The sequence below is a fragment of the Microvirga sp. genome (genome assembly GCF_014699075.1).
Classification (GTDB): domain Bacteria; phylum Pseudomonadota; class Alphaproteobacteria; order Rhizobiales; family Beijerinckiaceae; genus Microvirga.
Genome location: NZ_JACXAB010000029.1, coordinates 18,354 through 43,847, shown reverse-complemented (window position 1 = coordinate 43,847; position 25,494 = coordinate 18,354). Strand labels below are relative to the sequence as shown.

The window sequence follows — 25,494 nt, the reverse complement described above, 5'->3', positions numbered from 1 at the left end:
GTCGGAGTTCGCCCCGGGCGGAGCGTGTCCGGTCTAGCCCCTCAGGATCCGTCTTTTTCCGTCTGCCCTGACCAGCCGGACCTCGCCACCGACCTTGCGCAGGACGTTCGCGATCCCATCCTCCGGCAGGAGGCTGAACGCTGTCGAAAGGGCGTCGGCTGCCGCCGCCGTCTCCTTGATGACGGTCACGCTCCGGTGCAGGTGGGCCGACGCACCGGTCCGCGGGTCGAGCAGGTGGTTGAAGCGGCCGTCCCGGTCGAAGTGGAACCCATACGATCCGGAGGTCGCGACCGCGCGATCAATCACCTCCAGCGTGTCCTCGACCTGCTCCGGATGCTCCGGATCGGCAATCCCGACACGCCAGGGCCCACCCGAGGGATCGGAGCCCATGGCCCGCGGCTCGCCCATGTCGACGAGGCTGCTCCCGATCCCGCCGGCGCGCAGGATGTCCACGACTCGGTCGGTGACGTAGCCCTGGGCAATGCCGTTCAGGGTCAGCCCCATGCCACGTCGCGGAAGGGCGATCCGGTTTGCATCGAACACCAGCCGACCGAAGCCGACCCGCCCCAGGGCATCGCGGAGCGAGGCTCCCGACGGACCGCGCGGATCCGCACCGGGTTCGGAGAAATGGTCCCTGTAGAGCGTCCACAGCGCCTGCACCGTCGGGTCGAAGGCACCATCGGTCAGCTCCCACCAGCGGCGGCACTCGGCGAGGAGAGCGACCAGATCCGCAGGTGGCGCGACCAGGATGCCGCGTCGGTTCAGTGCCGTGAGCGCGGAGTCCTCCCGGTACAGGCTGAACACCGCCTCGAGGCGACGGACCTCGGCGAGCGAGCGCTCGACCAGGCGCTCGGCGGCGCTCCGGTCGTGATGATGCACTTGCAGCGTCGCCACCGCGCCCATCGCCTGGCCTCGCCAGGTCACCAGGTGGGCGTCGGCCTTGGCGGCACGTCCGAACGGAAGGAGGCCAAGACCCGCCGCTGCGGCAGAGATCCCGATGAAGCGCCTGCGCGAGAGAAGAGGGGACATGGCTGTTTCCCTAGTGGGCGTGACCGTCCCTTGCCGCGGAGGGCGCGGCAAGGCCGTCATGTGGTCCGCCTGCGTCGTGCTCCTCCTCGACGGCACCGGTCATCTCGGCCGTGGATCCGAGGACGTAGTCCTTGGGCACGTCTGCGAATGCCACGACGCGTCCGCCGTTCTCGGACGCGAACTTCTCGGCCGCGGCCTTGCCGGAGAAAGGCACGGCCTCGTCGCCGCCCATGCCGCCCTTCATCCGGCTCCCGATCACGAACGAGGCCTGCCTGGCATCGACCCAGTTCGTTGCCCCGGGCTTGTCCCACTCCGGCGCCCTGGCCATGTCGGAGACGTAGATCGCGCGGATGTCCTTCGGCTCCTCCGGCAACATTGTGAAGGAGATCGCATCCCGGGCGGACGAGAACCAGATCGCCTCCTTCTGGCCCGCCAGGATGATCTGCCCCTTCGGGCCGGGATGCTCCATCACGTTCATGCCGCAGTAGCGGCCGACGGCCGAGGCCGTCATTTCCTGCGGCGACGGCGGGGCTGCCGCAGTCGGCCGGTCGTTGCATCCCGAGATCCCGAGAGCAGCGGCGAGCGATGCGAGGAGGATGATCTTTCTCATAACTCTCTCCTTGAGAATGCGATAGCCGCCAGGGCGAGCGGGACCAGGGTCCATGCTGCGAGGGCTGCCAGCAGGACCGTCGGGCTGAGCGTCGCGGTCTGGGCAATCCCCGCCATGCCGGAGAAGGCGCTCACACCTGCCGATCCCGTCAGGTTGAACAGGCGGTAGGCGTCGGCGGGATTGAGCAGGAGCAGGGCGTTGAGGATCCCGCCGGACAAGGTCCGTCCCTGGTCGACGACAAGCATCCCGAGCAGCGCCATGTCGTAGATCAGCACGAACACGAGCCAGATGCCGATGGCGATCCCGCCAGCGGTGCCGCGTTCCCGCACCAAGGCACTGACCAGATACCCGACCGCGATGAACGCGGCGCCAAGCAGGATCGAGGAGCCGATCATCGTGGCGAAGGCGGTCCAGCTCTGCGCGTCGATCTCCGCACCCGTCGCCGCCAGCGCGCCCGCGGCCGCGCCGTAGCCCAGCAGGGTCGCGAAGGCCAGGATGGACAGGTGGCCGATGAACTTGCCGAGCAGCACCTGCCAGCGCCCGACCGGGTAGCTCAACAACAGGAGCATGGTGCCGCGCTCCATCTCGCCCACGATGGCATCATGCGAGATCAGCAGGGCGATCAGCGGCAGCAGGAAGATCGTGAGGCTGGACAGACTCACGATCACCACGTCGAGCGCACGCACGCCGACGGTGCCGGTGGGGGCGCTGCCGAGGAAGGTGAGCGAAAGGGCGAGGCCGGCGAGCAGCAGGGTCGTGGCCAGAACCCAGCGGTTGCGCAAGCCCTCCTGGATCTCCTTGCGCGCGACGATCAGGATGTTTCTCATCGCGCGGTCTCCTGCGACAGAAGGAAGTGGGCATAAAGCTCGTCGAGCGTCGGAGGCACCACGTCGATGTCCTCGACGGGCGCGCCTTCGTCGGTCGCGCGCCGCAGCACCTCGATCTTCCTCTCCGGCGAGGCATCGATCTCGACCATGCGGCCGTTGACCCGCCGCCATCCCTCCACGGGACCGAGCCAGTTCGGCACGTTGGCGAGTCCGGCGTCGGTGACCTTGAGGCGGATGCGGGTCGGCAGCCGGGCGATGCGACGGAGTTCGTCGAGCGTGCCGTCCGCGACCTTGCTGCCGCGGTTCATGATGACGACGCGCCCGGCGCGCTCCTCGAGTTCGGTCAGGGCGTGCGACGACAGCAGGACCGTCGCACCGCGTCCGCGCAGCTCCTCCACGATCTCGTAGAAGCTCTGGCGCAGGGCAGGATCGAGGCCGGTGGTCGGCTCGTCGAGCAGAAGCAGCCGGGGCTCACCGAGCAGCGCCTGGGCGAGACCGAGCCTCTGGCGCATGCCCTTGGAATAGGTGCCGACACGCCGGTTGGCGGCATGGGTGAGGCCAACCCGTTCGAGAAGCGGCCGGCAGGCCCTGGCCGACTCCCGCTTGAGGCGCGCGTAGAACGCCAGCGTCTCGTGTCCGGTCAGGGCCGCGTTGAACGAGACATTCTCCGGCAAGTAGCCGAGCCTGCGTCGCGCCTCGAACTGTCCCGCCGCCGGATCGTCGCCCAGCACGGCGATGCTGCCGCCCGTCGGCCGGATCAATCCCAGCATGAGTTTCATCAGGGTGGTCTTTCCGGCACCGTTGTGGCCGACGAGCGCCACCGTCTCGCCTTCCGGCAGGCTGAAGGAGACGTCGCGCACCGCCTCGACCTTGCCGAAGCGCTTCACGACATTCCTGATCTCGACCGTTCCGGTCATGGTCTTGCTCCTTCGGCGATCTTCGGGCGTGCGGGCGGCGCCATCAGCGGACGGCTGTCGACGACGCCGCCGGGCAGCAGGGCCGGGAACTGGGCCTGCGCCCAGCGGATCACCTGCACGGCCGGGCTGTTCATCAGCACCTTGGCCTGCGGTGCGGTCCAGAGCACCTTGTCGACGAGGTCGTTCGGGCGGTAGGCGCTGTCGCCCAGCCCGTCGCCGTTGAGGTCGAAGGCCGGATTGTCGCTCCAAAAATTGCCGCGGCCGTCCTTGGACCAGTCGAGGTAGCGCGTGCTGACGTACTTCACCTGGTTGCGGTTCCGGATGAAGGCGTTGCCGACCATCTCGTTGCGCTCGGACCCGGCGGTGAAATGGATGCCGATCTCGCAGCCCTCGAACCAGTTGTCGCGGAAGCGGTTCTGGTTGGCGTTGTAGATGAACACGCATTTCGTCGGACCGGGACGGGCACCCGAAACCTCGGTGGCTGCGACTTCGTCCGAAGAGGGCACGGCATGCTCCTTGTCGTCCTTGGAGCGCGTGCCGGCGCTGGTCCAGCGTTCTGCGGCCTGGAGGCGGCCCAGCACCATGTTGCCGGCAATCTGCGAGGCATTGGCGTAGTTGAACAGGAAGCCGTGATCGCGGTCCCCGTCCGAGACGTTGCCGGTGATCCTCAGGCGGCTCGAGAACATGAGCGCGAAGCCGACCGCGTTGTCGACGGAGACGTTGTCCGTGATTTCGCTGTCGTTGGTGTACATGTAGTGGATGGCGAAGCGCAGGTCGCGGAAGCGGTTGCCACTGAACACGTTGCGCTTGCTGGTGATCACATAGATGCCGTCGCGCCCGAAGCGGACGTCGTTGTCGAGCACCTTGGCTCCGGGAGCGTTCCAGACCGAGATGCCGTTGCCGGCCTCGTTCACGCGCCCTTCCTGGATTCCGATGATCTCGTTGCCCCGCGCAACGGAGTCCTCGGCACCATGGAGGTAGATGCCGTAGAGGTTGCCTTCGATCCTGTTCTCCTCGACCAATGCTCCCTTGGCGGTTTTCTCGACGAAGACCCCGGCATCCATCTTCTCCAGGTTCGTGCCGGAGCCGCGGATCGTCAGGCCGCGCACTACGGCTCCGGGTGCGCTGACGGTGACGACGCTTCCTTGGCCGGGTCCGACCAGGACGGCACCCATCTCACCCTCGACGGTCAGCCGACGGCTGATCCGAAGTGGACCGCGGTGCTCGCCACGACGCAGGACGACAACGTCGCCGTCCGCCGCCAAGTCGACGATCTCCTGCGGATTGTCGGAAGATCCGATGGCGATCCGCTCCGCCCGGGCGGGCAGGGAGAGACCGGCGGCGAATGCCGCCGCCAGTCCCAGACGTACCAGTGTACGAGGTCCCATCATGTCGTCAGGTCGCCTGCGGCTCGACAAACATGCGGCCCTTCATCTCCATGTGCATCGCATGGCAGAACCAGGAGCAGAAGTACCAGTACACGCCGGGCCGGTCGGCCTTGAACGTGACCGATGCGGTGGCCTGTGGCGCCACCTCCATGCTGATGCCGTAGTTGACGATGGCGAAGCCGTGGGTCAGGTCCTCGACCTCGTCGATGTTGGTCACGAACACCGTCACCTCGTCGCCCTGCTTGACCTGGAAGCTATCCAGGCCGAAGGCCGGCGCGGACGAGGTCATGTAGACCCGCACCTTGTTGCCGTCACGCACCACCTTCGAGTCGGCCTCCAAGGTCACCCCGTCGGCCTTGGCCTGCCGCACCGCGTCGGCGAAGAACGGGTCGTCGCGCTTCCACGCATTGATCGGGTTGATCTTCGAACGGTGCACGATGGTGGCGTCGTGCGGCTCGGCGAAGCTCGGGCTGTCGTGCACGAGCACCATCCGGTCGCCGGAGATGTCGATGAGCTGGTCGTTCTCGGGCTTGAGAGGGCCGACGTTGAGGTAGCGGTCCTTCGAGAACTTGTTGAGCGAGATGAGCCACTTGCCGTCCGCGTCCTTGGTCTGGCCCATGGAGGTGTGGTTGTGGCCCGGCTGGTAGTGCACGTCGAGCTTCTGGAGGACCGGATTGACCTTGTCGCCCTTGAACGCCCGCTTGGCCAGGTCGATGTTCCACTTGCACACCTGGCTGTCGAGGAACAGCGTCGTGTAGGCGTTGCCCTTGCCGTCGTAGGCGGTGTGCAACGGCCCGAGGCCGAGTTCCGGCTCCGCCACGATGACGTCGCGCGGCTGGATCTTGTCCGCGAACAGATCGTCGAGCTTGCGCACGTCGAAGACCGAGACCGTGGGCGAGAGCTTGCCGTTGACCACGAAGTGGATGCCGTCCGGCGCCGTGTTGATGCCGTGCGGGCTGTTTGCGACCGGCACGTAGCGGGTGTAGGGCGAGCCCTTGCGGCCGTCGAGGACCGGCACGCCGCCGATCATCTCGGCCTTGCCCGCATTCACCGCCTCCTCGATGCGCTTGAGGTTGAAGATGACGACCCAGTCCTGTTCCTTGGCCATCATCTCGGCGAGCGTCACGCCTTCCTCCGAGTTGTAGCAGGTGGCGAAGGAGTACTTGCCCTGGTAGTCCGCATCGGTGTTGTCGAGGTTGCCGTCGACCCTGATCTGCCAGGCAACCTTCATGGTGTCGCCGTCCACCGCGGTGTAGATCGACGAGTACTTCTTCGGGTCGTCGAGCACCGTGCCGTCGTTCGGGATCGGCACGCGGTCCTCGCCGTTGCAGAACACGTAGCCCGTGCGCGGGTACTTCTGCACGCGCAGGCCGTGCACGGTGTGCTGGTTCGGGAGCTGAATGATCTTGTCGCACTTCATCACGTCGAGGCGGATGCGCGCGACACGGGTGTTCAGCTTGTCGTTCACGAACAGGTAGCGGCCGTCGTAGGTGCCTTCGGTGAAGGAGGGATGCGGATGATGCAGGTCGCCGGCCGTGTAGACCCCGCCCTTGTCCTTCAGGTACTCGACGGTCTGGGGCGTGAGTCCCTCGGTGAGGATCCTGCGGCTCTCGTTGGTCTGGCCCCAGCCGGTGGCGCTGTCGCGGTTGAACACCGGGACGCGCATTAGCTCGCGCATGGAGGGCAGGCCGACGATGCGGACCTCGCCGGTCTGGCCGCTGGAGAAGAACACGTAGTACTCGTCGAGCTCGCCCGGCTTGACCTCGTATTTGTTGGCCACGGCGGGCCGCGCCGCGGACGCACCCGGTGCGGTCTGCGCCTCTGCGGGCGTGATGATGCCCATGCTGTCCAGGGAGACGCCGCCGGCGACCCCTGCGGCTCCTGCCGCCGCCGCGGCGGCGGTCGTCCCGAGCAACTGGCGTCTGCTGAAGCCGCTTTTCTTTTCCTCTTGTGACACGTGGTTCTCCTTGCTCATGAAACGGTTGTCGGAACGTCGGCCGGACTCGGCTCGAGCATGGGCTTTCCGATGACCTTGCCCTTGTGGGTGATGACAGTTTTAGCGGGTCCCTTGCCGCCGTCTTTGATCTGGCTCATGGAAGGCGAAGAAAGTGCCTCGCGCTTCTCGCGCTTGAGCCGCACCTGGATCATGTGCGGGCAGCGCTGGTCGTCGTGGTACAGCTCCTGGCAATGCATGCAGTAGATGCACTCGTTGACGTTGATGAAGCCTTCGGGATGGATCGCCTGCACCGGGCATTCCTTGGAGCAGCGCTGGCAGGGCGACCCGCATTCGGGCCAGCGCTTGAGCCACTCGAACATCCTGATCTTGCCGGGGATCGCGAGCGCCGCGCCGAGCGGACAGAGATAGCGGCAGAAGAAGCGTTCGATGAACAGGCCAGCCGTGAGCAGGGTCAGGGCATAGATGACGAAGGGCCAGTCGCGGACGAACTTCAGGATGATGGCGGTCTTGAACGGCTCGACCTCGGCGACGACCTCGGCCAGGGCGACGGAGTAGAACGACAGCCCGAACAGGCCGAGGAAGATGACGTACTTGATCGGCCACAGACGCTCATGGAGCCCCCAAGGCAAGGTCACCTGCGGCACCTTGAGCCACTGGGCAATGTTGTTGGTCAGCTCCTGGAGGGCGCCGAAGGGGCACAGCCAGCCGCAGAAGGGACCGCGTCCCCAGAACAGCAGCCCGGCAGCGACCGCCGCCCACAGGATGAAGATCAGCGGTGCGGCGAGGAAGAACTCCCAATTGAAGTCGGTGATGAGGGAGTTGGTGAAGGTCAGGACGTTGACCACCGAGAGCTGGGCGTTGGCGTACCAGCCGAGCCAGACCAGCGTGAACGTGAGGTAGACGCGCCGCACCCAGACATGGACCTTGGGGCGGCGGACCAAGGTGTCCTGGAAGAAGAAGATGCCGGTGAGGACCAGAAGCGCGACGGCGGCGATGCCGATGGAGACGGTGTTCGTCCTCCAGATCTTGAGCCAGAGCGGCTCCTCGACCTCTCCCGCCGCAAGCGCTTCGGCATCGTTCAGGGATTGCACAGCAGGGGCAGCAGATTGAGCCCTCGCCGGGCCTTGACCCTGGGCTTGCGGTTGTGCGGGAGCCGGAGGTGCGGAAGGCTGCTCGATACGCAGGTACTGGTCCGGGAGGGTGTATTCGAGATTGTAGTTCAGGAAGGCCTTGTCGCGGGCGCCGACGTTCCGCTGGACGAGCAGTTGCAGTTGCCACGGCTCCGTGAGGGCAAGCTTGAAGTCATCGGGCACCACGAACAGGGCGATCTCGCGCAGGGCTGGGGCCCCCTCGGCCGCAAGGTCGCCGAGGCGGGTGTGATTGCGGTCGCGGAACCGTGTGCTCTGGCCATCCTGGAGCAGTTCGATGCGGTCGAAGATGCCGCCCCGCACGTAGCCAGAGCCCTTGAACGAGTACGCACCGTCCCCGGCCACGACGATGGCCTGCTGGTCCGGCTTCAGCCGCGCCTTGAGCCGCTCGTATGCCGCATCGCCGAGCAGGCTTCGACCGATGGTAGGGGCACTGACAGGTGCGAGGTACAGGTCGATGAAGGCATCTGCCGGGTCGCCGGTCTCCGCGTTGGCCGCCGCTTCCAGGTTGCCAGCCTTGGTGAATGCCTCGCTGACCTCGCCGACAGACAATGACAGGCGGCGCACCGAGCCGTCACCGAGCAGCGTCTGCCAGTCGCGGACCTCGCTCTTCGTCATGTCGACGCTCTTGACGGCAGGATGAGCTGCGCCTGCCGCGGGTGTCCCTTGGGCGGAACCGAGACGTCCGCTCCTGATGAGGCGCACGGCCGAGCGCACCACGCTGTCGCCCATGACCAGGACCGTCACGGTGGCGCCGCTGACGATATCGACCTGGGGCGGGCGCTCGGCGCCGGACGCGATCGGCTTCATGTCCCGTCCGATGAGCGTGTTCATCGCGTCGACGATGCGGCGCTCGGGGATTCCGATGAGGACGATGGGCTCCTTGTGGTCGACGAGCTTGATCCCGGTGACCACGCCGTTCAGATCGATTCCGACCAGCATGTTGATGGGCTTGCCGGAGTAGCCCGTGGCGCTCGTGACGTCCGAGTTCAGGTAGACAAAGCCGACCAGGCGGTCGCCTTGGTGGACGGGAATGATGGGCGGGTCACCCTGCGGTGTGCCGAAGCGATCGGCCCCGGGAAAGAACTCGGAGGGCTGTGCCTTGGGGAGGAACTCCTGGACACGACCCGCTGCCATGGCCTGTCCGGCCCAGAACAGGAGCGCGAACGCCCCCATCAATGACAGGAGACGAACGAGCTGGAAACGGCTGATCATTCGGTGCCGGGAAAGACCGGTCGGGAGCGATTGTACCACCAGGGAACCGTCCAGTGTCATGTTCTGGTTGCTGAACTGGGGCAGTGCGACCCCCGCTGCGGATTGGTTCCGCGGGGAGGCGCCGTGATGCCAGGGGCTGTTGAAATCGATCTTCCGAAGCCCAGAACCATCATGGCCATCGTGGTCGGGCGCACATTGATCTGCGTCAAACCCACAGCACGAGACCTGGACTATCAACCTTTCGAGGTTCCGTTTCCTTGCGCAGTCCGGAGAGGCCGATGTCTTTGCTGAAGAGTGAGCCAGCAGGTTCCGTGAGGTCGCTGGATGAGCTGTTCGCCATCGCCGCGGCCATGGAGAGCGAGGCCGCCATCCGCTATGCGGAGATCGGCGAGCGCATGCGCCGTGAGGGCGATCCCGCGCTGGCCTCGGTGTTCGAGCGGCTGTCCGCCGACGAGATGGGGCATCTCGACAGGGTCGTGCACTGGTCGACCAGGACGCAGGGACGCAATCCCGATCCGGCCTCGATCCGCTGGGAAAGGTCCGAGACCTTCGACGACGAGGGCGTAGCATTGGCCCATCCCCGCCTTCTGACCGCGTACAGGGCTCTCTCGATGGCCGTGCGGAACGAGGAGCGGGCCTTCGCCTTCTGGAGCTATGTCGCGGCACATGCGCAATCCACCGAGGTTCGGCAGGCGGCCGAGACGATGGCCCACGAGGAGCTGGAACACGTGTCCATCCTCAGGAGGGAACGGCGGAACGCCTTCCATGCCGACCGCAGGCACCATGAGGCACATGACGGGCAAGGAACGACCGATCTCGCCGCGATGGAGCATCGCCTCGCCGACCTCCTCGAACCCCTCGTGCATAAGGTTTCCCTGAATGAAGCTGGGCGCCTCTCCGGGTTCGTGGAGGAAGCGCGGCGGAATGCCGTGGAACTCGATGGGGTCACCGTTCCCATTGCCGTTTCCATGCTGGAAATCCCCAACGGGCCGATCGCGCTCGCGGAGATGCTCACGGACCGATACCTCGAGGCCGGCGACAGCCTGAAGGATGCCGATGCCCTTGCGCTGGTCCAGGAATTGGCCAGCCGTGCCATCGTGCGCCTCGCCTGGCTGAGGGCGGACCTGCCGGAGTTGCATGACGGACCGGCGGCGATTCCGTCCTGAGTCACGGCCTGACCGAGATCGTACCCTCCAGGTCCGCCTTCTCGAAATCGTCGACGAGGATCGAAACCCTGGCCTGCCACGCACCCGCGAGGGGCAGCGTCAGGTTCTCGACCTCCCATGCGTTCCGGCCCGACTTCCTGGCCTTGCGGATGAGCGCCTCGATCCCGTCATCCGGCCTCGACAGGGAGATCGTCACCTCCTTAGCGTCAATGGGTTCCGCTCTGCCCGACGCGATCACGATCCTGCCCCGCATGGGGCCAGCCCTTCCTGGCGTAAGCGTGACTTGGGCCATGATCCGTGCCGAGTGAAGGTGGACGCCCGTCGCTGCGGCAGCGGCCTCGTCGGCCGCGAGCGACCGCGGCGGCGGGGTGAACCGCCATAGTCCTGCGGCTCCCAGGATGGCTACGCAGAGGACCGTCTCCGCCGCGACGGACCGTACGAGCCAGGTTCTTCCCGACCCCGACCGGGCCGTCAGCCCGGGTGTCAGCCACAGGCGGTTGAGGGCCGCCAGTCCGAGAAGGACGGCCACGAGGAGCGTCTTCGCCACGAGGACGCGCCCATAGGCGGTGGACGTCAGGTTGGCGGGTTCCTCCACCTGGACCGCCGCCAGCACGAGGCCCGCAAGCGTCAGTGCAGCCACCGCGACGAGGGCCCCGTTCGAGAAGCGCCGGATAATCGCAAGGTGACCCGTTGCCGCCTTGAGCACGATGACCGCCAGCGGGAAAAGGGCTCCGATCCAGTATGCGATGCCGATGCCATGCAGGAACACGGCAGGTCGAGTCAGCCACTGTGGGGATGCGGCCGAGGCGTGGCCGCTGGAAGCGAGGGAAACGCCGACCCCGCACAGGGCCAGGAGACTGCATGCCCGCCGCCGCCACAAGGGTCCGGTCAGGCCCGACCATGAAAGGAGGCAGGCTGCGGCCCCTGCGGTTACCGTCCATTTGAAGGATGTTCCCCACCCGGCGTACCACACGGCGCCCGTCCGGAGGGAAGCAAGCGGTTCTCCCAGGGCATCGGCACCTTGGAGGCCGAGGGAGATGCCGGCGCCAAGGATGCCGGTCCCGATGAGGATTCCGAGGCCCCCCTCGACCATGCCGCTGCGCCACGCGGAGGAGAGCCAGGCGAGGAAGAAGGAGCCGCCCACGCCCGCGAAGAGGCCGAGGTACAGTCCCATCCGCGCAAGCCACAGGCCGGTACGGACACCGTAGCCCTCACCTTCCGCGACGGGCGTTCGGGCGGCGGTCCGGCTGCCGACCGAGAACACGACCGATCCGCCGATGGGGTGGCCGTCATTCGACGTCACGCGGTAGCTCAGGACATGGCTTCCCCTTTGGAGCCCCGGCGGCGTCGCGATCTCGAGAATGCCGTTGGCTGCCTTGACCGTGAGGTCCCGATGAGATCGCCCGCCCGCGTCCGTCAGGCTCACGACGAGAGGTGACACCGGCTCGTTGAAGTGCAGGGTGAGGGTGGAAGGAGCCTCGTCGAGGATGGCACCGTCCTGGGGGTGGGCCCCGAGCAATGCCGCATGGGCAAGGACGCCGCCGCTGCCGGAAAGCAGGGCAAGCGTCAGCCAGAGCATGAGGAGGATCGCGCGCTTCATGGTGATGCGGGGAGCCGTCATGCGACTCCCCACTCCTTCGTCAGTGCGTGGCCTTCGCAGGAAGGAGCTTCAGCCCGGGGGCGGGGTACTGGTAGTCGTCGGCGCTCCTGCCCTGTGCCGGAATCTCGATCCAGCGGTCCGCCTTGCCGCCCCCGCATTCCTGCACGGTCGGGAAGTAAAGCGTGGCGTCCGGCTTGAGGCTGTCGGTCAGGTAGGCGCGGAAGACGAACTCGTCGTAGTGCTCGTCGAGCAGCTTGCCCGTCCAGACGATCTCCCGCACGCCCTCCGACATCTCCGTCCCGTAGTAGTCGTACGCCTTCCCGTAGGGAGCAATGACGGTCTCCATCTCCCAGCCGGGCTTGGGCATCGGCTTGACGTTGATGACGCCCTCGGGAATGCGCACGCGCAGCTTCAGGGTCGGGGCCCCCTCGCAGCCGTGGCCGACGCGCAGAACCGCCTTGTAGGTGGAGGAGACGGGGGCCTGCTGCGTCTCAAGGGTGGTGTGGGCCTGTGCCGCAAAGGCAAGCGAGAGGAACGCGGCGGCAGCAACGGCCCCGCGGGAACGGATCGTGATCATGGTCTTGTCCAGTCTGTAAGAGGGTGGTCGCGTCGTGTCGGTCAGGCCGACGCGGGCGGTGCCCTCGCACCGACGGGATAGGAGGGTAGGATCCGAATGGCGGCTGGGCCGGGTGCTCCGACAAAGGTCACGACGATCGCCGTCGCGAGAGGAGGTGACAAGTGCCCGGTCGATGGCGGCGGCGACGATCCCGTGATTTGGCTGAGGATGCAGCAGGCCGGGACGTGTCGGGTGTCCTTGACGGGTTCGCTCGGGCCGTGGCCACCCGCATCATGCGAATGGTGCAGGCTCATCTTCCCGGCGGTCGGCGCGGCAGGCATCTGGCGGCCTGCCCCGATGGACATCAGGGCGATGTGGATGACCAGGGACATGGCCGAGGCCAAGGCCGCCGCCCCCCTGATCACGCTCGCAATCTTCCGGGACCGCCACATTGCCCTTTACCTGGGCTGGAGTGTCAGGGGTTCAACGGACGCGCTCTCCGGACGTGGTCCACGGCCTTCGCGCAACGAGACGACGACGAGGCTCGCGGCGAAGGATGCGAGCGCGGCAATCGTGAGAAGACTGCTCCCTTTGCGCCCGGAGTCCCACCCCATGAGGCCTCCGCCTGCCCGCAGGACGACCGAAAGGTGCAGGAGCGCGAGCGGCAGGTAGAGGACAGGGGCGTAGCGGAGGTTAACGCGGGCCACGGCAGGCAGGATGACAAGCGCATGACCGAACACCGTCGAGAGGACGAAACCGACCAGGACCGCGTGCAGCGTGACGTCGTAGCCGAAGGCGCCACCTGATGGAGAGGCGATCAGGACAAGCCCGGCTATGGCGAGCCAGACGTAGCCCGCCAGCATGCAGGAGGCCGTGAAGCGAGCCTGCCCGGTCCCGCGCACGTCCAGGCGGGCAGTGTCGTGCCGCAGGAGCCACAGGCCGGTGACGAGCAGGGCGGCACCATAGAGGATCGCGCCATTCCCGGTCGGTAGCCCGTTGCGCGCACCGACCAGGAGCAAGCCAAAGGCAAACAGGAACCACGCCTCGACGCCGCGCTGCTGCGGCATCGGCCGGCTGAGCTCCATGCGTTCGCCGATGATCGTGACGATCAGGAAGGTCAGCCACCAACCCGCCGCATCCGCTCCCCCCATGCCTGCGAGCCAGAGCACGTTACCTGCGAGCCATGCCAGCGCGCCGAACAGGAGGGCACCGGTGGGAAGGCCTGGCTGCCGGATCGTGGCCGACAGCGATCCCCCTGCCAGTGCCGCCGCTGCGGCAGCGTATGCGCCCGCCCCGAATTCCATCGGTGCGCCGATGACCAGGGCAAGCGAACCGATGCCGGCGAGGACCGGGGCGGCGTAAGCCCATCGGCTACCATGGGCGACGGCCCGCTCCAGGCTGATCAGCATTCCGAACACGCCTGAGATCATCAACGGCCCGTGAATGGCGGCGAGCGACGAACCGTGGGGCAGCGTCCATCCGAGCCGCCACAGCGCCCCACAGAGGCCGGCGATCAGGGCGAAGATTCCGAAGGCAATCAAGATAAGGTGGAGCCCCTTGATGCCCCTTGTGGATCCTGGCGGGGCCGTGGCGTCAAGCGAGGCCGTGCTGGACGAGGATACGGCGCACATTAGGGACTCCGCGGATTACGTTGACGCGTGACGGCTGACGATAGTGCGACCATGGCCCATCGGATGAAGGTCGTCTTTGACATCGCGCAAACAGGACGCCTGTATGTCCGGTACATGGTTTCTGGCCAGTTCGCGGCGATCACCACACGTGACCGCAGGCATTTGTCGTCGGTACCGGCGCCTTGATCTTGCGGGATGAGGGACATTCCCGGTCAGGACCGGTTCAGTGGTCGCGTTGCCGCGTACGCGATCATGACATCCGCATGCCTCCACTGTCGGCTGCCTAGGTACAATTCCTGAGTGGAGCGCTCCCGACGCCCCTGGCATGGTTCGCTCAAGGGCAAGCCGCGTCCCGCGGGAAAAAGCAGGCAAGGCTGCCCATGCCCCATCCACGAGCCTCCGTGAGGTTCGCCGTCGAGTCAGCGTCGAGGCCGAACCCGGCCTCATCTAAGCCGGAACATCAATGGAGCTTGAGAGTTGACACGAATTCGTGAACTCCCTTCTGAACATTTCGGAATGCGATCAAACTCACTGGAAACCGGCAGCAAAAAGCGTGAGGCGCTCACGTTCCTCATCCTTGCGGTCCTGATCTGGCCCTTCATCGCCGTTGGTGTCGTCTCAGGGTGGGGTTTCCTCGTCTGGATGTACTATATGTTCACCGGACCGCCCGGTCCGGTCTGACGGGAAACTGGCGATGGCCGAAACCCCGGACCTCAGGCGTCGCAACTTCCTGCTTGGTAGGTTTGCCGCCGAACAGCCCGAGCCTCCGGTGGCCGTGATCGGTCCTACCTGTTTTGCCTTCAAGGGAATTGCCTGCATGAGCTGCCGGGACGCCTGTCCAACGGGGGCGGTGCGCTTCGAACTTGCCCTTGGCGGTGCCCGCCCCCTGATCCTGACGGATTCCTGTATCGGATGCGGCGACTGCACCCAAGCGTGCCCGGCTGATGCCATTCGGCTGGCACAGCCAGAGGAGGCAGCATGACCACCGAGTGCCACATCTCCAGTCTTGTCGTCCACAGCCGTCCCGACCGGGTCCAGTCAATCATCGAGAGCATCGGCTCGATCGAAGGAGCCGAGGTTCACGGCGGTGCGGACACAGGCAAGTTGATCGTCACACTCGAGACGGACACCGAGAGTCAGGTCGTCGAACGGATCAACGCCATCCAGCTTCTCGACGGCGTTCTCGCCGCCACCCTCGTCTTCCACCATTTCGAACCTGTCCAAGAGCGGGAGTAGACCCATGGACCTCACGCGCCGCACCATCCTCAAGACACAGGCGGCCGCCGTTGCGGCCGCCGCAGCCGGCGTTTCCGTTCCCGCTGAGGCGCAGAACATCCCGACCGGCGAGGACATCAAGCTGCAATGGTCCAAGGCTCCCTGCCGCTTCTGCGGCACCGGATGCGGCGTGATGGTCGGAGTGAAGGACGGGCGGGTCGTCGCCACGCACGGTGACATGCAGGCGGAGGTCAACCGCGGCCTCAACTGTGTGAAGGGCTATTTCCTGTCGAAGATCATGTACGGAGGCGACCGCCTCACCCAGCCGCTCATGCGCATGAAGAACGGGCAGTTCGCCAAGGACGGCGAGTTCCAGCCGGTCTCCTGGGACCAGGCCTTCGACGAGATGGCCAGACAATGGAAGAAGGTGCTGAAGGAAAAAGGGCCCGAGGCCGTGGGCATGTTCGGCTCCGGCCAGTGGACCATCTGGGAGGGGTACGCAGCCTCCAAGCTGATGCGCGCCGGCTTCCGCACCAACAACCTCGACCCGAATGCCCGCCACTGCATGGCGTCCGCTGCCGTCACGTTCATCCGCACCTTCGGCATGGACGAGCCGATGGGCTGCTATGACGACTTCGAGCATGCCGACGCCTTCGTGCTCTGGGGTTCGAACATGGCCGAGATGCACCCGATCCTGTGGACCCGGATCACGGATCGGCGCCTCAGCCATCCGCATGTGCGGATCGCGACGCTGTCCACATACGAGCACCGCACGACGGACCTGTCCGACACGGCCTTGATCTTCAAGCCGAACTCGGACCTCGCGATCCTGAACTACATTGCGAACTACATCATCCAGAACGGGGCGGTGAACCGCGAGTTCGTGGAGAGGCACTGCAACTTCCGGCTGGCGAACACCGACATCGGCTACGGGCTGAGGCCTGACAACGTGCTGGAGCAGCGGGCCCAGCACGCCAACGATGCCCAGGTTTCGAACCCATCGAGCTTCGAGGACTATGCGAAGCTCATGAGCCAGTACACGGTCGAGAAGGCGTCGGAACTGTCCGGTGTCCCGAAGGAGAGGCTCGAGGCCCTCGCCAAGGTCTATGCCGATCCGAAGGTCAAGGTGATGTCGCTCTGGACCATGGGGTTCAACCAGCACGTCCGCGGCGTCTGGGCCAACCACATGGTCTACAACCTGCACCTGCTCACCGGGAAGATCTCGGAACCCGGCAACTCACCCTTCTCGCTCACGGGGCAGCCTTCGGCCTGCGGCACCGCGCGTGAGGTCGGCACCTTCAGTCATCGCCTGCCGGCCGACATGCAGGTGGCGAACCCCGAGCACCGCAAGCACGCGGAGGAGATCTGGAAGCTGCCGCACGGCCTCCTGCCGGGAAAGGTCGGCTACCACGCCGTGCAGCAGGACCGGATGCTGAAGGACGGCAAGCTCAACGCCTACTGGATCATGTGCAACAACAACCTCCAGACGGCGCCGAACACTAACAACGAGACCTATCCCGGCTACCGCAATCCGGCGAACTTCGTCGTCGTCTCGGATCCCTATCCCACGGTGACCGCCATGGCGGCGGACATGATCCTGCCGACCGCCATGTGGGTGGAGAAGGAGGGCGCCTACGGCAATGCGGAGCGGCGCACCCACTTCTGGCATCAGCTCGTCAACGCCCCCGGCGATGCCCGTTCCGACCTGTGGCAGCTCATGGAGTTCTCCAAGCGCTTCACGACGGACGAAGTCTGGACAAAGGAGATCCTCGACGCCCAGCCGGAGTACAGGGGCAAGAGCCTTTTCGACGTGCTCTTCGCCAATGGCGAGGTGAACAAGTTCCCGCTGTCGGAGGTCGACCCGGCTTACGAGAACCGGGAATCGAAGGTCTTCGGCTTCTACGTTCAGAAAGGCCTGTTTGAGGAGTACGCCGCCTTCGGCCGCGGGCACGGGCACGACCTTGCCCCGTTCGACACCTACCATCAGGTGAGGGGGCTGCGTTGGCCGGTCGTAAACGGACAGGAGACGCTCTGGCGCTACCGCGAAGGGCTTGATCCCTATGTCGAGAAGGGCAGCGGGGTGCAGTTCTACGGCAACCCCGACAAGAAGGCCAACATCATGGGGGCTCCCTACGAGCCACCGGCCGAGTCCCCAGATGCAGAGTACGACATGTGGCTCGTGACGGGCCGCGTGCTGGAGCACTGGCATTCGGGCTCCATGACCCTGCGCGTGCCCGAACTCTACAAGGCCTTCCCGGGCGCGGTTCTGTTCATGCACCCGGACGATGCCGCCAAGCGCGGTCTCAGGCGGGGGCAGGAGGTCCGCATCGTCTCCCGTCGCGGCGAGATCCGCAGCCGGGTCGAAACCCGCGGGCGCAACAAGGTGCCACCCGGCTTGGTCTTCGTTCCGTTCTTTGACGCGAGCCAGCTCATCAACAAGGTCACGCTCGACGCGACCGACCCGATTTCCAAGCAGACCGACTTCAAGAAGTGCGCCGTCAAGGTCGTCTCGGCCGCAACGGCCGATGCAGGGGGGCAGCAATGAAGCGTGGCGTCTTCCTCTTTCTGGTCAGTATCGTGCCATGTCTGGCGGCAGGGGCGATCCTCGCGCAGGATGCGCCGCGCCTGCGCGGCCCTGAACCCTTCACGAGGGAGGTTCCGGCTCCGCCCATGCAGCGGCAGATCACCGATGACGTGCGCGTCGGTCGCAACTATCCCGACCAGCCTCCCGTAATCCCGCATTCGATCGAGGGCTACGCCGTCGACCTGAACGCGAACAAGTGCATGTCATGCCATGCCCGCAAGTTCACCGAGCAGAGCCAGGCGCCGATGATCAGCGTGACTCACTACCAGGACCGGGCGGGCAACACCCTCGGCGGCCTGGCCCCGCGACGCTACGTGTGCGTGGCCTGCCACGTGCCGCAGACGAATGCGAAGCCGCTCGTGGACAACGTGTTCACGGACATGGATGCCATCACCGAGCCTGAACGGCAGCCGGCGCGGGGGAGGCACTGATGGCGGCAGGCATCACGCGGGCCTGGGGCTGGTTCAGAGGCAATCGCTGGGTCAAGACGGCCCTGAGCCCGCCAGCCTATCTCAGCCTTGGCTTTCTCACGCTCGGTGGCTTCGTCGCAGGTGTCATCTTCTGGGGCGGGTTCAACACCGCACTCGAGTACACGAACACGGAGAAGTTCTGCGTGGGCTGCCACGAGATGAACACCAACGTCTTCGAGGAGCTCAAGGGCACGATCCACTTCACGAACCGGTCCGGCGTGAGGGCCGGGTGCCCGGATTGCCACGTGCCGCACGAGTGGACCAACAAGATCGCCCGCAAGATGCAGGCATCGAAGGAGGTTTGGGGTCACATCTTCGGGTCCATCGACACGCGCGACAAGTTCCTGGCCATGCGCAAGCATCTGGCCGAGCGTGAATGGGAGCGGATGAAGGCCAACGACTCGCTGGAATGCCGCAACTGCCACAGCTCGGAATCCATGGACCTCGTGAAGCAGAACCCGCGCGCCGCATCCGCGCACGAGCAGTTCCTGTTCACCGGACAGAAGACCTGCATCGACTGCCATAAGGGCATCGCGCATCGTCTGCCCGACATGTCGGGCGTCCCGGGATGGCAGTAAGCTCATGATTGTCCGGAAGCCACTCATCATCGCGCTGGCCATCGGGATCGCGCTTTCCGGCGCGGCTCCGGCCGCTTGGGCACAAGCACAGGGAACATCCGGCGCTCCTGCCAAGAACCGCCCCATCGAGCCGCAGGAGTTCCTGCGGCTGGCCTACAGCTCCGCGACCCTACAGGGCCAGGCCGCCAAGCTGGCCGCCGGCCGCGAGACGAGACCCGAGGTCAAAAGCTATGCGACCGGAGCGGCCGAATTCCGCTTGGGCCTCCTGCAAAGGATCGAGGGCTTTGCCAAGGAACGCAGTCTGCCGCTCCCGTCGGTGAAGGAGTTCGAGCATCAGGTCATCATCGAGAACCTGGAGCCGCTCGACTACCTCGCGCTGAGCCGACGCTACGCGGAAATCCAGCTCCAGGCGCTCGGGCAGGAGATCGGGATCTACCAGGCGGCAGCCCGCAGTCCGTCGGCTGAGATCAAGGCGTTCGCCGAGCAGGTCCTCCCCGAGTTGCAGCGGCAGCAGGAAGGCGCGCAGAGAATGCACGAGGCGGTCAGGCCTTGAGCGGGGTGGTGACGGAACCCGCGAAAGTGCTGTCCTGCGACTCCCCCGATGGACTGATCCCGATCGAGCAGGCCTGCTCCCGGGCAGCGGCATATGCCTCCGTCATCAGGGAGCATGAGGAGGTTTCCCTCGGCGACGCCCTCGGCCGGACCTTGGCGGAGCCGATGATGTCGGTCCTGCCGCTGCCGCCCTTCGACCAGTCGGCCATGGACGGCTACGCCCTTAAGGCAGGCGACGGGTTGCCATCGGGCACTGCCCTGGGCATCGCAGGGCGCATGGCGGCCGGCGACGAGGGTCTGCCTCTGCCGCAGGGAAGTGCCTTGCGCATTCTCACGGGCGCGAGGATCCCCCATGGTGCCGATGCCGTGGTGATGCAGGAGAACGTCACCAATGTCAGTGGCAGGATCGTCCTGACCCGGATGGCCAGATCCGGCGATAACATCCGTCGGCGGGGCGAGGACGTCCAAGTCGGGGAGGTGCTGCTCCAGCCGGGCGATCGCATCGATGCGCGTCATGTCGCACTGCTCGCCGCGCAAGGCCTTGAGCGGACGTGCGTACGGCGCAAGGTGCGGATCGGCGTCCTCTCGACGGGCAACGAACTTCGCTCCCAGGGGGAGCGGCTGACCGAAACCTCGTTCTTCGATTCCAACCGCCCGATGATCCTTGCGCTTGCGCGCCAGTCGGGGGGCGACGTCGTCGACGGGGGAATAGTGCGGGACGACCCGCAACTGATTGCCGGAGCCCTCTCGGAGCTTGCCCGCCGCTGTGACCTGATCGTCACGACGGGCGGCGTCTCGGTCGGCGACGAGGACCATTCGATGGTTGCGCTCGTCGGGGCAAGGGGAAGGGGCGAAACCCTCAAGGTCGCGCTCAAGCCCGGCAAGCCTGCCGTGATCGGGGCCATCGGGCGGACAACCTACCTTGGCCTCCCGGGAAACCCGGTGGCTGCCCTGGTGTCTTGGCTGCTCCTTGGAGGTGCCGTGTTGGCTGCCCTGGATGGTCGCCGGACCCGTCCTCTCCCTGGGATGCGCCTTCCGCTGGTGCATGCCTTCAACCGGCGGCCGGGACGGACGGAATTCGCGCCCGCCCGCATCGTTCAGGTCAGCGGCGGCTCGGCGGTTGAGATCCTCGGTCGCGGCGGCTCGGCCCGCCTCAAGCCTCTCGCCGCGGCGGACGGACTCGTGCGCATCGAGCCGCTCCATGCGCCGGTGGGCGAGGGCGACGAGGTCTTGTTCCACCCGTTCCGGGACGGGTTCACCGTCTGAAGCATCCAAAAGAAGTGGCCCGGACTTGCGCCCGGGCCAGCATGTGACCGCTTCTTATCGTTTGTTTTAGTGGCCACTGGTCGACTGGGCGGACTTCTGCGGGTTGTGGTCCTTGAAGATCGCCTCGTTCTGCGGTCCCTCGACCTGGAGGATGCCGGCCAGTCCACGCTCGACGCGGCTCAGCGCATGGTCGACCAGGATGTAGTTGCCGGGCACCTCGAGCTTGAAGTCCACCACGCTGGCTCCGCCGGGAGGTGTGGTGATCGTCTGGACGTCCTTCATCGGCGAGCTGAGGGAGGCCATCGGATAGGCCTTGTCGAAGATCTCGCCGATCACGTGGAAGGACGAGGTGTAGTTCGGACCGCCCACGCCGAAGTAGACCCGCACCGTCTCGCCCACCTTCGCCTTGAGCGGGTTCTTCTTCAGGGCATCGGTGCTACCGTTGAAGATGAAGTACTCGGGGCGCTCGCTCAGGAGCTTGTCGATGCTCTCGTCGAGATGGCCCTTCGTGCCGTAGGCCTGCTCGGTGTAGATCTCGCCCTGCATGACGTAGAACTCGCGGTCGACCTTCGGCAGGCCCTCCTCCGGCTCCACCAGGATCAGGCCGTACATGCCGTTGGCGATATGCGACGCGACCGTGGGGGTGGCGCAGTGGTAGACGTAGAGGCCGGGGTTGAGGGCCTTGAACTCGAAGCCACGGGTCTCGCCAGGGGCCGCTTCCGTGGCCTTGGCGCCGCCGCCGGGGCCGGTCACCGCGTGGAAGTCGACGTTGTGCATCATGGCACTGTCTTCGGCGTTCTTCATCTTCACCTCGACGGTGTCGCCGACGCGGACCCGGACGAAGGGACCCGGAACCTTGTTGTTGAAGGTCCAGTAGTGGTAGGTCGTCCCGTCAGCCAGCTCGCCCGTCACCTCAGTGGTCTCCAGATCGACCTTGACGCGCTGCGGGCCGCGCTTGCCGATGGGGCCGGGCAGGTCAGTGGGAAGACGCACCACGCTTACGGGAGCAGAGGCCGTGCCCCTTGCATCCGGGTGGCTGTGCACGTGCGGTGTGGCCGCGGCGAGCTTGTCGCCGGCATTGGCGGGCAGGGGCTGGGCGATCAGGGCGGCCGCGCCCAGTGCAAGAACGGCAGCGGTCGCAAGCAGCGGCCGGCGTCCCGAGGTTTTCAGTGCTTTCATCGTAACCCTCCTTCGTGGGACCGCCTGGCGGATCGGAATTGGTCCGTCATCGGATGGTCAAGGTGTACACCCCTGGCGCGGGGGCAATTTGTTGCAACGCAAATAACCGGATGAATGCGGAGCCCGCGAACGGTTCTCGGACAAATTGAGCAAGCTCAATGAAGGTGGCGGCAAACAGCCGTAGATGTGCCTCGCATGCCATCGACCCGACGCACCCGACGTGGAAAGCGTCTCCAATGGGAGCCATCGCGATGAGAGACGACCTGAGAGCGCAATACGGTGAGGAGCGGCTTCCCCGCTACACGAGCTACCCGACGGCGCCGCAGTTCTCGGATGCCATACGGCACGAGACCTATGGGCAGTGGCTCGCTGCCATCCCGGGCGGAACGACGGCCTCGCTGTACCTCCACGTCCCGTTCTGCCGCTCCATGTGCTGGTATTGCGGCTGCCACACCACGATCACCCAGCGGGATGCGCCGATTGTCGATTACCTTGAGGTGCTCCGTCGGGAGATCGGGCTCGTCTCAGACCGCCTGAGCGCCCCCTTGCCGGTGAGCCACGTGCATTTCGGTGGGGGCACGCCGACCATCATGGAACCCGCCGAGTTCATCGGCCTGATCGATCTCATGCGGCAGAGGTTCTCCCTTGGTGCAGGCGCGGAGATCGCCGTCGAGATCGATCCGCGCACGCTCACCCGCACCATGACCGCCGCCCTGGGGGAGGCGGGTGTCAGCCGCGCCAGCCTTGGCGTGCAGAGCTTCGATCCCGTCGTGCAGCGCGCGATCAACCGCATCCAGAGCTTCGAGCAGACGGCAAGGGCCACGAACGGACTGAGGGACGCGGGCATCCGCGGGGTCAACTTCGATCTCATCTACGGACTGCCGCACCAGACGGTCGAGTCCTGCATCGAGACCGTGCGGCAGAGCATCGAGCTTCGCCCCGAACGCTTTTCCGTCTTCGGCTACGCACACGTCCCCACCTTCAAGAAGCACCAGCGCCGGATCGACGAGGCCGCTCTGCCCGACGGCGCCGCCCGCTACGAGCAGGCCGAGGCCATCGCCGGGGCGCTCATCCAAGCCGGGTATCGCCGGATCGGGCTCGACCACTACGCGCTGCCGGAGGACTCCATGGCCCAGGCCCAGGTCGACGGTGTCCTGCACCGCAACTTCCAGGGCTACACCACCGATCCGAGCGACGTCCTGATCGGCTTCGGAGCCTCGGCCATCGGACGGCTGACGCAGGGCTACGCCCAGAACGAGGTCGTTCTGGGACGCTATGCAGAGCGCATCTCGCAGGGAGAGTTGGCGACGGCGAAGGGCTATGCCCTGACCGCGGACGACCGCCTGCGGGCCGAGCTGATCGAGCGGGTGATGTGCGACTTCCGGGTCGACGTGCAGGCGGTGTGCAGCCGGCATGGCACCACTCCGGAGACCATCCTGCAAGCAATTCCCCGGCTTCGGATGCTGGAGCGGGACGGGATCATCCGTCTCGATGGGAACCTGCTGTCGGTGAACGGAGACACTCGCTTCCTGGTGCGGACCGTCGCATCCGCATTCGATGCCTATCTCGGGGCGTCCGGACGAACCCACAGCCGCGCCGTGTAGCGGACATGGCGGAAACACGGAAAGGGGCCGACCATCAGGAAAGATGGCCGGCCCCTTTCCGTGTCATGGCGGCTCCTACCTCAGGAGCTGGCGGTAGATGGCCGGGAGGGCGGAGGGCAGCCTCGCCACCTCGCCGACAATGGCGTAGCCGCCGCGGCCGAAGAGGGTCGGGAAGTACGACTGCGCCTCACGATCCACCGTCACGCCGAAGACGGTGACGCCTGCTCGCCGCGCCTCCATGACGGCGCGTCGGGTGTCCTCGATGCCGAAGCGGCCCTCGTAGTGGTCGATGTCGTTCGGCTTGCCGTCGGTCAGCACCAGCAACAGGCGCTGTCGGTTGGGACGCTCCGCCAGCTTTGCCGTCGCGTGGCGGATGCCGGCTCCGATGCGGGTGTAGTAGCCCGGCTTCAGGGTCGAGATGCGCCGCTCGACAGCCTGGCTCATGGGCTCGTCGAAATCCTTCACGGTCTCCACCCGCACCCAGGAGCGGCGCCGCGAGGTGAACGTCATGATGGAATGGGAATCGCCGCAGGCAGCCATTCCGTGCGCCAGCACCAACAGTGCCTCCTTCTCCACGTCGAGCACGCGCCTGTCGTCGACCCATGCGTCCGTGGAAAGCGAGACGTCGACCAGGAGCGTCACGGCCAGATCGTGCGCCTGGCGCTTGCTGGCGAGGTGGACACGGTCCGACCCGGAGCCGCCCGAGAGCAAGTCGCTGCGCGCACGGACCAAGGCATCGATGTCGATCTCCTCGCCGTCCGGCTGAGCGCGAAGGATCTCGTGCTTGGGCCTCAGAGCTTCGAACTGGCGGCGCACCCGGCGGATGCGGCGGCGCGCCTCCTCGTCCGCTTCCCATGCCTCTCCCTGTTCCGTGGCCCGGGCCGCCAGGACCCGGCAGTGGTTCGGCAGGTAGGCCTTGCGGGTATAGTCCCATTCCGGATAGGTCAGATCCGCCGTCAGGCAGGTGGTGTCGACGGCCTCGGGCGGAAGGTCGAGGTCGAACTTGAGCTTGGTCGCCGGCTTGCCCTTGTGCGTAGAGAGTGGAATCTCCTCGAGGTCGTCCAGGGCCTTCTCGGCGTTCTCGTCCTCGTCATCGTCCGAGGGTCGGTTGACGTTGACCATCTCCGCCATGGCCAGGATCTTCTCGAAGCGGTTCAGGATGAACGGGTCGCTGCGCTGGGCCTGGTCCGCTTCGCGCCTTGCCGCGAAGCGCTTGCGCGTGTCCGATGCGGCAAGGTCGCCCGGACCCGCGGGCTCATCGCCGTTGCGGTTTGCCGCTCCGGCCTCGCGGATCCAGGTGTCGCCCCAGACCGGAACCGGCAGGAAGGCTTGATAGCCCGCACGGGCTTGAAACGGCAAACCTGCGTCGTCAATCATCATGTCCCAAAGGGGAGGCGGCGTCGCGGACCCGTCGCCCAGAAGCGAGAGGACAATGCTCTCGACCTTGCCCTCGGATGCCGGGAGGGGCCGCCGCGGCCGGGCCTCGCGCATGGCGGTGCAAAGCTCGGTGTAGGTCCCTGTCAGACCGGGGCACTCCGCCAGAACGGTGGCGACCGTCTCCTGCACCCTCCGGAGAACCAGAAGATCCCGGCGCAGCGGATCGGCCTCATGGATCGATTCGGTCGGGACATAGGCGAAGTAGGCCGCCAGCCAGAAATAGAGCGAGCGGTTCAGCGCGCTTGAAGGAAAGATCTCGATCTTCGGTGGAAGGAAGAGGGTGGCCGCATCGCGTCCCGGCTGCTCCAGCCGCTCCTCGGCCATGCCGATCCGTTGCAGCAGGTTCAGGCGGTGGGACGAGGCCCGGGCTGCGGTGCCGGCAAGCTGCACCCCAGCCTCGCCGCCGAGGCCGCGAAAGAATACCGCCAGCGGTGAGCGGACCTCGTCGAGCGAGATGCCATGCTCGGGATGACGAGGATACGTCACCGCGCGCCCCACCAGCCGATGCCAGAACTGGCCGACGGTCTCCTCGAGTTCCAGGAAGTCGAGCATGGCAGGTCTCCGG

At 66.1% G+C, this 25,494-nt stretch carries 23 protein-coding genes; 10 read left to right on the top strand and 13 right to left on the bottom strand.

From position 1 onward, the window contains the following. Positions 1-33: 33 nt before the first annotated feature. The 7 genes from IC232_RS23635 to IC232_RS23605 are packed head-to-tail and all read right to left on the bottom strand — an operon-like array spanning position 34 to position 9,091. Complete coding sequence (locus tag IC232_RS23635) at positions 34-1,029, bottom strand: FAD:protein FMN transferase (protein WP_190847407.1); 996 nt, start codon at positions 1,027-1,029, stop codon at positions 34-36. Between the two features lie 10 nt (positions 1,030-1,039). After that, on the bottom strand, positions 1,040-1,639 hold the full coding sequence (locus IC232_RS23630; protein WP_190847406.1) for a nitrous oxide reductase accessory protein NosL: 600 nt from the start codon (positions 1,637-1,639) through the stop codon (positions 1,040-1,042). Then, a complete protein-coding gene (locus IC232_RS23625; RefSeq protein ID WP_190847405.1) occupies positions 1,636-2,466 on the bottom strand; it encodes an ABC transporter permease subunit in 831 nt (276 codons plus the stop codon). Before IC232_RS23625 ends, IC232_RS23630 begins: the two co-directional genes overlap by 4 nt. Continuing rightward, complete coding sequence (locus tag IC232_RS23620) at positions 2,463-3,383, bottom strand: ATP-binding cassette domain-containing protein (protein ID WP_190847404.1); 921 nt, start codon at positions 3,381-3,383, stop codon at positions 2,463-2,465. The genes IC232_RS23625 and IC232_RS23620 overlap by 4 nt, the downstream gene beginning before the upstream one ends. Beyond that, positions 3,380-4,774 carry a nitrous oxide reductase family maturation protein NosD gene (locus tag IC232_RS23615; protein WP_246812365.1) on the bottom strand — a complete coding sequence of 465 codons (1,395 nt, stop codon included), beginning with the start codon at positions 4,772-4,774 and terminating at the stop codon, positions 3,380-3,382. The genes IC232_RS23620 and IC232_RS23615 overlap by 4 nt, the downstream gene beginning before the upstream one ends. Before the next feature lie 4 nt (positions 4,775-4,778). Further along, positions 4,779-6,728, bottom strand: a complete 1,950-nt coding sequence (gene nosZ / locus IC232_RS23610; protein WP_190847403.1) for a TAT-dependent nitrous-oxide reductase — start codon at positions 6,726-6,728, stop codon at positions 4,779-4,781. Positions 6,729-6,742: 14 nt separating this feature from the next. Next, positions 6,743-9,091 (bottom strand): 4Fe-4S binding protein, encoded by a 2,349-nt coding sequence (locus IC232_RS23605; protein WP_409564958.1) that lies wholly within the window; start codon positions 9,089-9,091, stop codon positions 6,743-6,745. A 278-nt stretch (positions 9,092-9,369) separates the two neighbouring features. On the opposite strand from IC232_RS23605, the gene IC232_RS23600 reads away from it, so the two are divergent. Next, positions 9,370-10,257, top strand: coding sequence for a ferritin-like domain-containing protein (locus IC232_RS23600; protein ID WP_190847402.1), 888 nt, complete (start codon positions 9,370-9,372; stop codon positions 10,255-10,257). Position 10,258: 1 nt separating this feature from the next. Here the strand turns inward: IC232_RS23600 and IC232_RS23595 are convergent, their stop codons facing one another. The 4 genes from IC232_RS23595 to IC232_RS23580 are packed head-to-tail and all read right to left on the bottom strand — an operon-like array spanning position 10,259 to position 14,044. Next, positions 10,259-11,878 carry a CopD family protein gene (locus IC232_RS23595; protein ID WP_190847401.1) on the bottom strand — a complete coding sequence of 540 codons (1,620 nt, stop codon included), beginning with the start codon at positions 11,876-11,878 and terminating at the stop codon, positions 10,259-10,261. Between the two features lie 19 nt (positions 11,879-11,897). Beyond that, on the bottom strand, positions 11,898-12,434 hold the full coding sequence (locus IC232_RS23590) for a YcnI family protein (protein WP_190847400.1): 537 nt from the start codon (positions 12,432-12,434) through the stop codon (positions 11,898-11,900). A gap of 41 nt (positions 12,435-12,475) precedes the next feature. Beyond that, positions 12,476-12,865 (bottom strand): hypothetical protein, encoded by a 390-nt coding sequence (locus IC232_RS23585; protein WP_190847399.1) that lies wholly within the window; start codon positions 12,863-12,865, stop codon positions 12,476-12,478. 6 nt (positions 12,866-12,871) lie between these two features. Next, entirely contained in the window at positions 12,872-14,044 is a 1,173-nt protein-coding gene (locus IC232_RS23580) for a hypothetical protein (RefSeq protein ID WP_190847398.1), read from the bottom strand. 516 nt (positions 14,045-14,560) lie between these two features. Here IC232_RS23580 and IC232_RS23575 point away from each other — a divergent pair. Genes IC232_RS23575 through glp form a run of 8 tightly spaced genes read left to right on the top strand, consistent with a single transcriptional unit; the run spans position 14,561 to position 20,709 of the window. Beyond that, a complete protein-coding gene (locus IC232_RS23575; RefSeq protein WP_190847397.1) occupies positions 14,561-14,725 on the top strand; it encodes a periplasmic nitrate reductase, NapE protein in 165 nt (54 codons plus the stop codon). Between the two features lie 13 nt (positions 14,726-14,738). Continuing rightward, positions 14,739-15,026: a 4Fe-4S dicluster domain-containing protein gene (locus tag IC232_RS23570; protein ID WP_190847396.1), complete on the top strand. Its 288-nt coding sequence runs from the start codon at positions 14,739-14,741 to the stop codon at positions 15,024-15,026. Then, a complete protein-coding gene (locus tag IC232_RS23565) occupies positions 15,023-15,280 on the top strand; it encodes a chaperone NapD (protein ID WP_190847395.1) in 258 nt (85 codons plus the stop codon). Before IC232_RS23570 ends, IC232_RS23565 begins: the two co-directional genes overlap by 4 nt. Positions 15,281-15,284: 4 nt before the next feature. Further along, positions 15,285-17,804, top strand: a complete 2,520-nt coding sequence (napA, locus tag IC232_RS23560) for a periplasmic nitrate reductase subunit alpha (RefSeq protein WP_190847394.1) — start codon at positions 15,285-15,287, stop codon at positions 17,802-17,804. After that, a complete protein-coding gene (locus IC232_RS23555) occupies positions 17,801-18,274 on the top strand; it encodes a nitrate reductase cytochrome c-type subunit (RefSeq protein WP_190847393.1) in 474 nt (157 codons plus the stop codon). Before napA ends, IC232_RS23555 begins: the two co-directional genes overlap by 4 nt. After that, positions 18,274-18,891, top strand: a complete 618-nt coding sequence (locus tag IC232_RS23550; RefSeq protein WP_190847392.1) for a NapC/NirT family cytochrome c — start codon at positions 18,274-18,276, stop codon at positions 18,889-18,891. Before IC232_RS23555 ends, IC232_RS23550 begins: the two co-directional genes overlap by 1 nt. A gap of 4 nt (positions 18,892-18,895) precedes the next feature. Then, positions 18,896-19,444, top strand: a complete 549-nt coding sequence (locus IC232_RS23545; RefSeq protein WP_190847391.1) for a DUF4142 domain-containing protein — start codon at positions 18,896-18,898, stop codon at positions 19,442-19,444. A gap of 8 nt (positions 19,445-19,452) precedes the next feature. Continuing rightward, positions 19,453-20,709 carry a gephyrin-like molybdotransferase Glp gene (glp, locus tag IC232_RS23540; protein ID WP_312895227.1) on the top strand — a complete coding sequence of 419 codons (1,257 nt, stop codon included), beginning with the start codon at positions 19,453-19,455 and terminating at the stop codon, positions 20,707-20,709. A gap of 66 nt (positions 20,710-20,775) precedes the next feature. On the opposite strand, the gene nirK is transcribed toward glp, so the two are convergent. Then, a complete protein-coding gene (gene nirK / locus IC232_RS23535) occupies positions 20,776-21,888 on the bottom strand; it encodes a copper-containing nitrite reductase (RefSeq protein WP_190847390.1) in 1,113 nt (370 codons plus the stop codon). 251 nt (positions 21,889-22,139) lie between these two features. Here nirK and hemN point away from each other — a divergent pair, with 251 nt between their 5' ends. Beyond that, the gene (gene hemN / locus IC232_RS23530; protein WP_190847389.1) at positions 22,140-23,492 is read left to right on the top strand and encodes an oxygen-independent coproporphyrinogen III oxidase; all 1,353 of its coding nucleotides are present in this window, start codon (positions 22,140-22,142) and stop codon (positions 23,490-23,492) included. A 75-nt stretch (positions 23,493-23,567) separates the two neighbouring features. On the opposite strand, the gene IC232_RS23525 is transcribed toward hemN, so the two are convergent. Next, positions 23,568-25,481 carry a nitric oxide reductase activation protein NorD gene (locus IC232_RS23525; protein WP_190847388.1) on the bottom strand — a complete coding sequence of 638 codons (1,914 nt, stop codon included), beginning with the start codon at positions 25,479-25,481 and terminating at the stop codon, positions 23,568-23,570. Positions 25,482-25,494 lie beyond the last annotated feature (13 nt).

Coding starts and splice junctions, on each gene's coding strand:
- nirK (WP_190847390.1), bottom strand. CDS start 21,888: ATGAAAGCACTGAAAACCTCGGGACGCCGGCCGCTGCTTGCGACCGCT.
- IC232_RS23600 (WP_190847402.1), top strand. CDS start 9,370: ATGTCTTTGCTGAAGAGTGAGCCAGCAGGTTCCGTGAGGTCGCTGGAT.
- IC232_RS23550 (WP_190847392.1), top strand. CDS start 18,274: ATGGCGGCAGGCATCACGCGGGCCTGGGGCTGGTTCAGAGGCAATCGC.
- IC232_RS23580 (WP_190847398.1), bottom strand. CDS start 14,044: ATGTGCGCCGTATCCTCGTCCAGCACGGCCTCGCTTGACGCCACGGCC.
- IC232_RS23625 (WP_190847405.1), bottom strand. CDS start 2,466: ATGAGAAACATCCTGATCGTCGCGCGCAAGGAGATCCAGGAGGGCTTG.
- IC232_RS23595 (WP_190847401.1), bottom strand. CDS start 11,878: ATGACGGCTCCCCGCATCACCATGAAGCGCGCGATCCTCCTCATGCTC.
- napA (WP_190847394.1), top strand. CDS start 15,285: ATGGACCTCACGCGCCGCACCATCCTCAAGACACAGGCGGCCGCCGTT.
- IC232_RS23570 (WP_190847396.1), top strand. CDS start 14,739: ATGGCCGAAACCCCGGACCTCAGGCGTCGCAACTTCCTGCTTGGTAGG.
- IC232_RS23555 (WP_190847393.1), top strand. CDS start 17,801: ATGAAGCGTGGCGTCTTCCTCTTTCTGGTCAGTATCGTGCCATGTCTG.
- IC232_RS23590 (WP_190847400.1), bottom strand. CDS start 12,434: ATGATCACGATCCGTTCCCGCGGGGCCGTTGCTGCCGCCGCGTTCCTC.
- IC232_RS23615 (WP_246812365.1), bottom strand. CDS start 4,774: ATGATGGGACCTCGTACACTGGTACGTCTGGGACTGGCGGCGGCATTC.
- IC232_RS23565 (WP_190847395.1), top strand. CDS start 15,023: ATGACCACCGAGTGCCACATCTCCAGTCTTGTCGTCCACAGCCGTCCC.
- IC232_RS23525 (WP_190847388.1), bottom strand. CDS start 25,481: ATGCTCGACTTCCTGGAACTCGAGGAGACCGTCGGCCAGTTCTGGCAT.
- IC232_RS23585 (WP_190847399.1), bottom strand. CDS start 12,865: ATGTGGCGGTCCCGGAAGATTGCGAGCGTGATCAGGGGGGCGGCGGCC.
- IC232_RS23605 (WP_409564958.1), bottom strand. CDS start 9,091: ATGATCAGCCGTTTCCAGCTCGTTCGTCTCCTGTCATTGATGGGGGCG.
- IC232_RS23620 (WP_190847404.1), bottom strand. CDS start 3,383: ATGACCGGAACGGTCGAGATCAGGAATGTCGTGAAGCGCTTCGGCAAG.
- IC232_RS23635 (WP_190847407.1), bottom strand. CDS start 1,029: ATGTCCCCTCTTCTCTCGCGCAGGCGCTTCATCGGGATCTCTGCCGCA.
- hemN (WP_190847389.1), top strand. CDS start 22,140: ATGAGAGACGACCTGAGAGCGCAATACGGTGAGGAGCGGCTTCCCCGC.
- IC232_RS23575 (WP_190847397.1), top strand. CDS start 14,561: ATGCGATCAAACTCACTGGAAACCGGCAGCAAAAAGCGTGAGGCGCTC.
- IC232_RS23545 (WP_190847391.1), top strand. CDS start 18,896: ATGATTGTCCGGAAGCCACTCATCATCGCGCTGGCCATCGGGATCGCG.
- IC232_RS23630 (WP_190847406.1), bottom strand. CDS start 1,639: ATGAGAAAGATCATCCTCCTCGCATCGCTCGCCGCTGCTCTCGGGATC.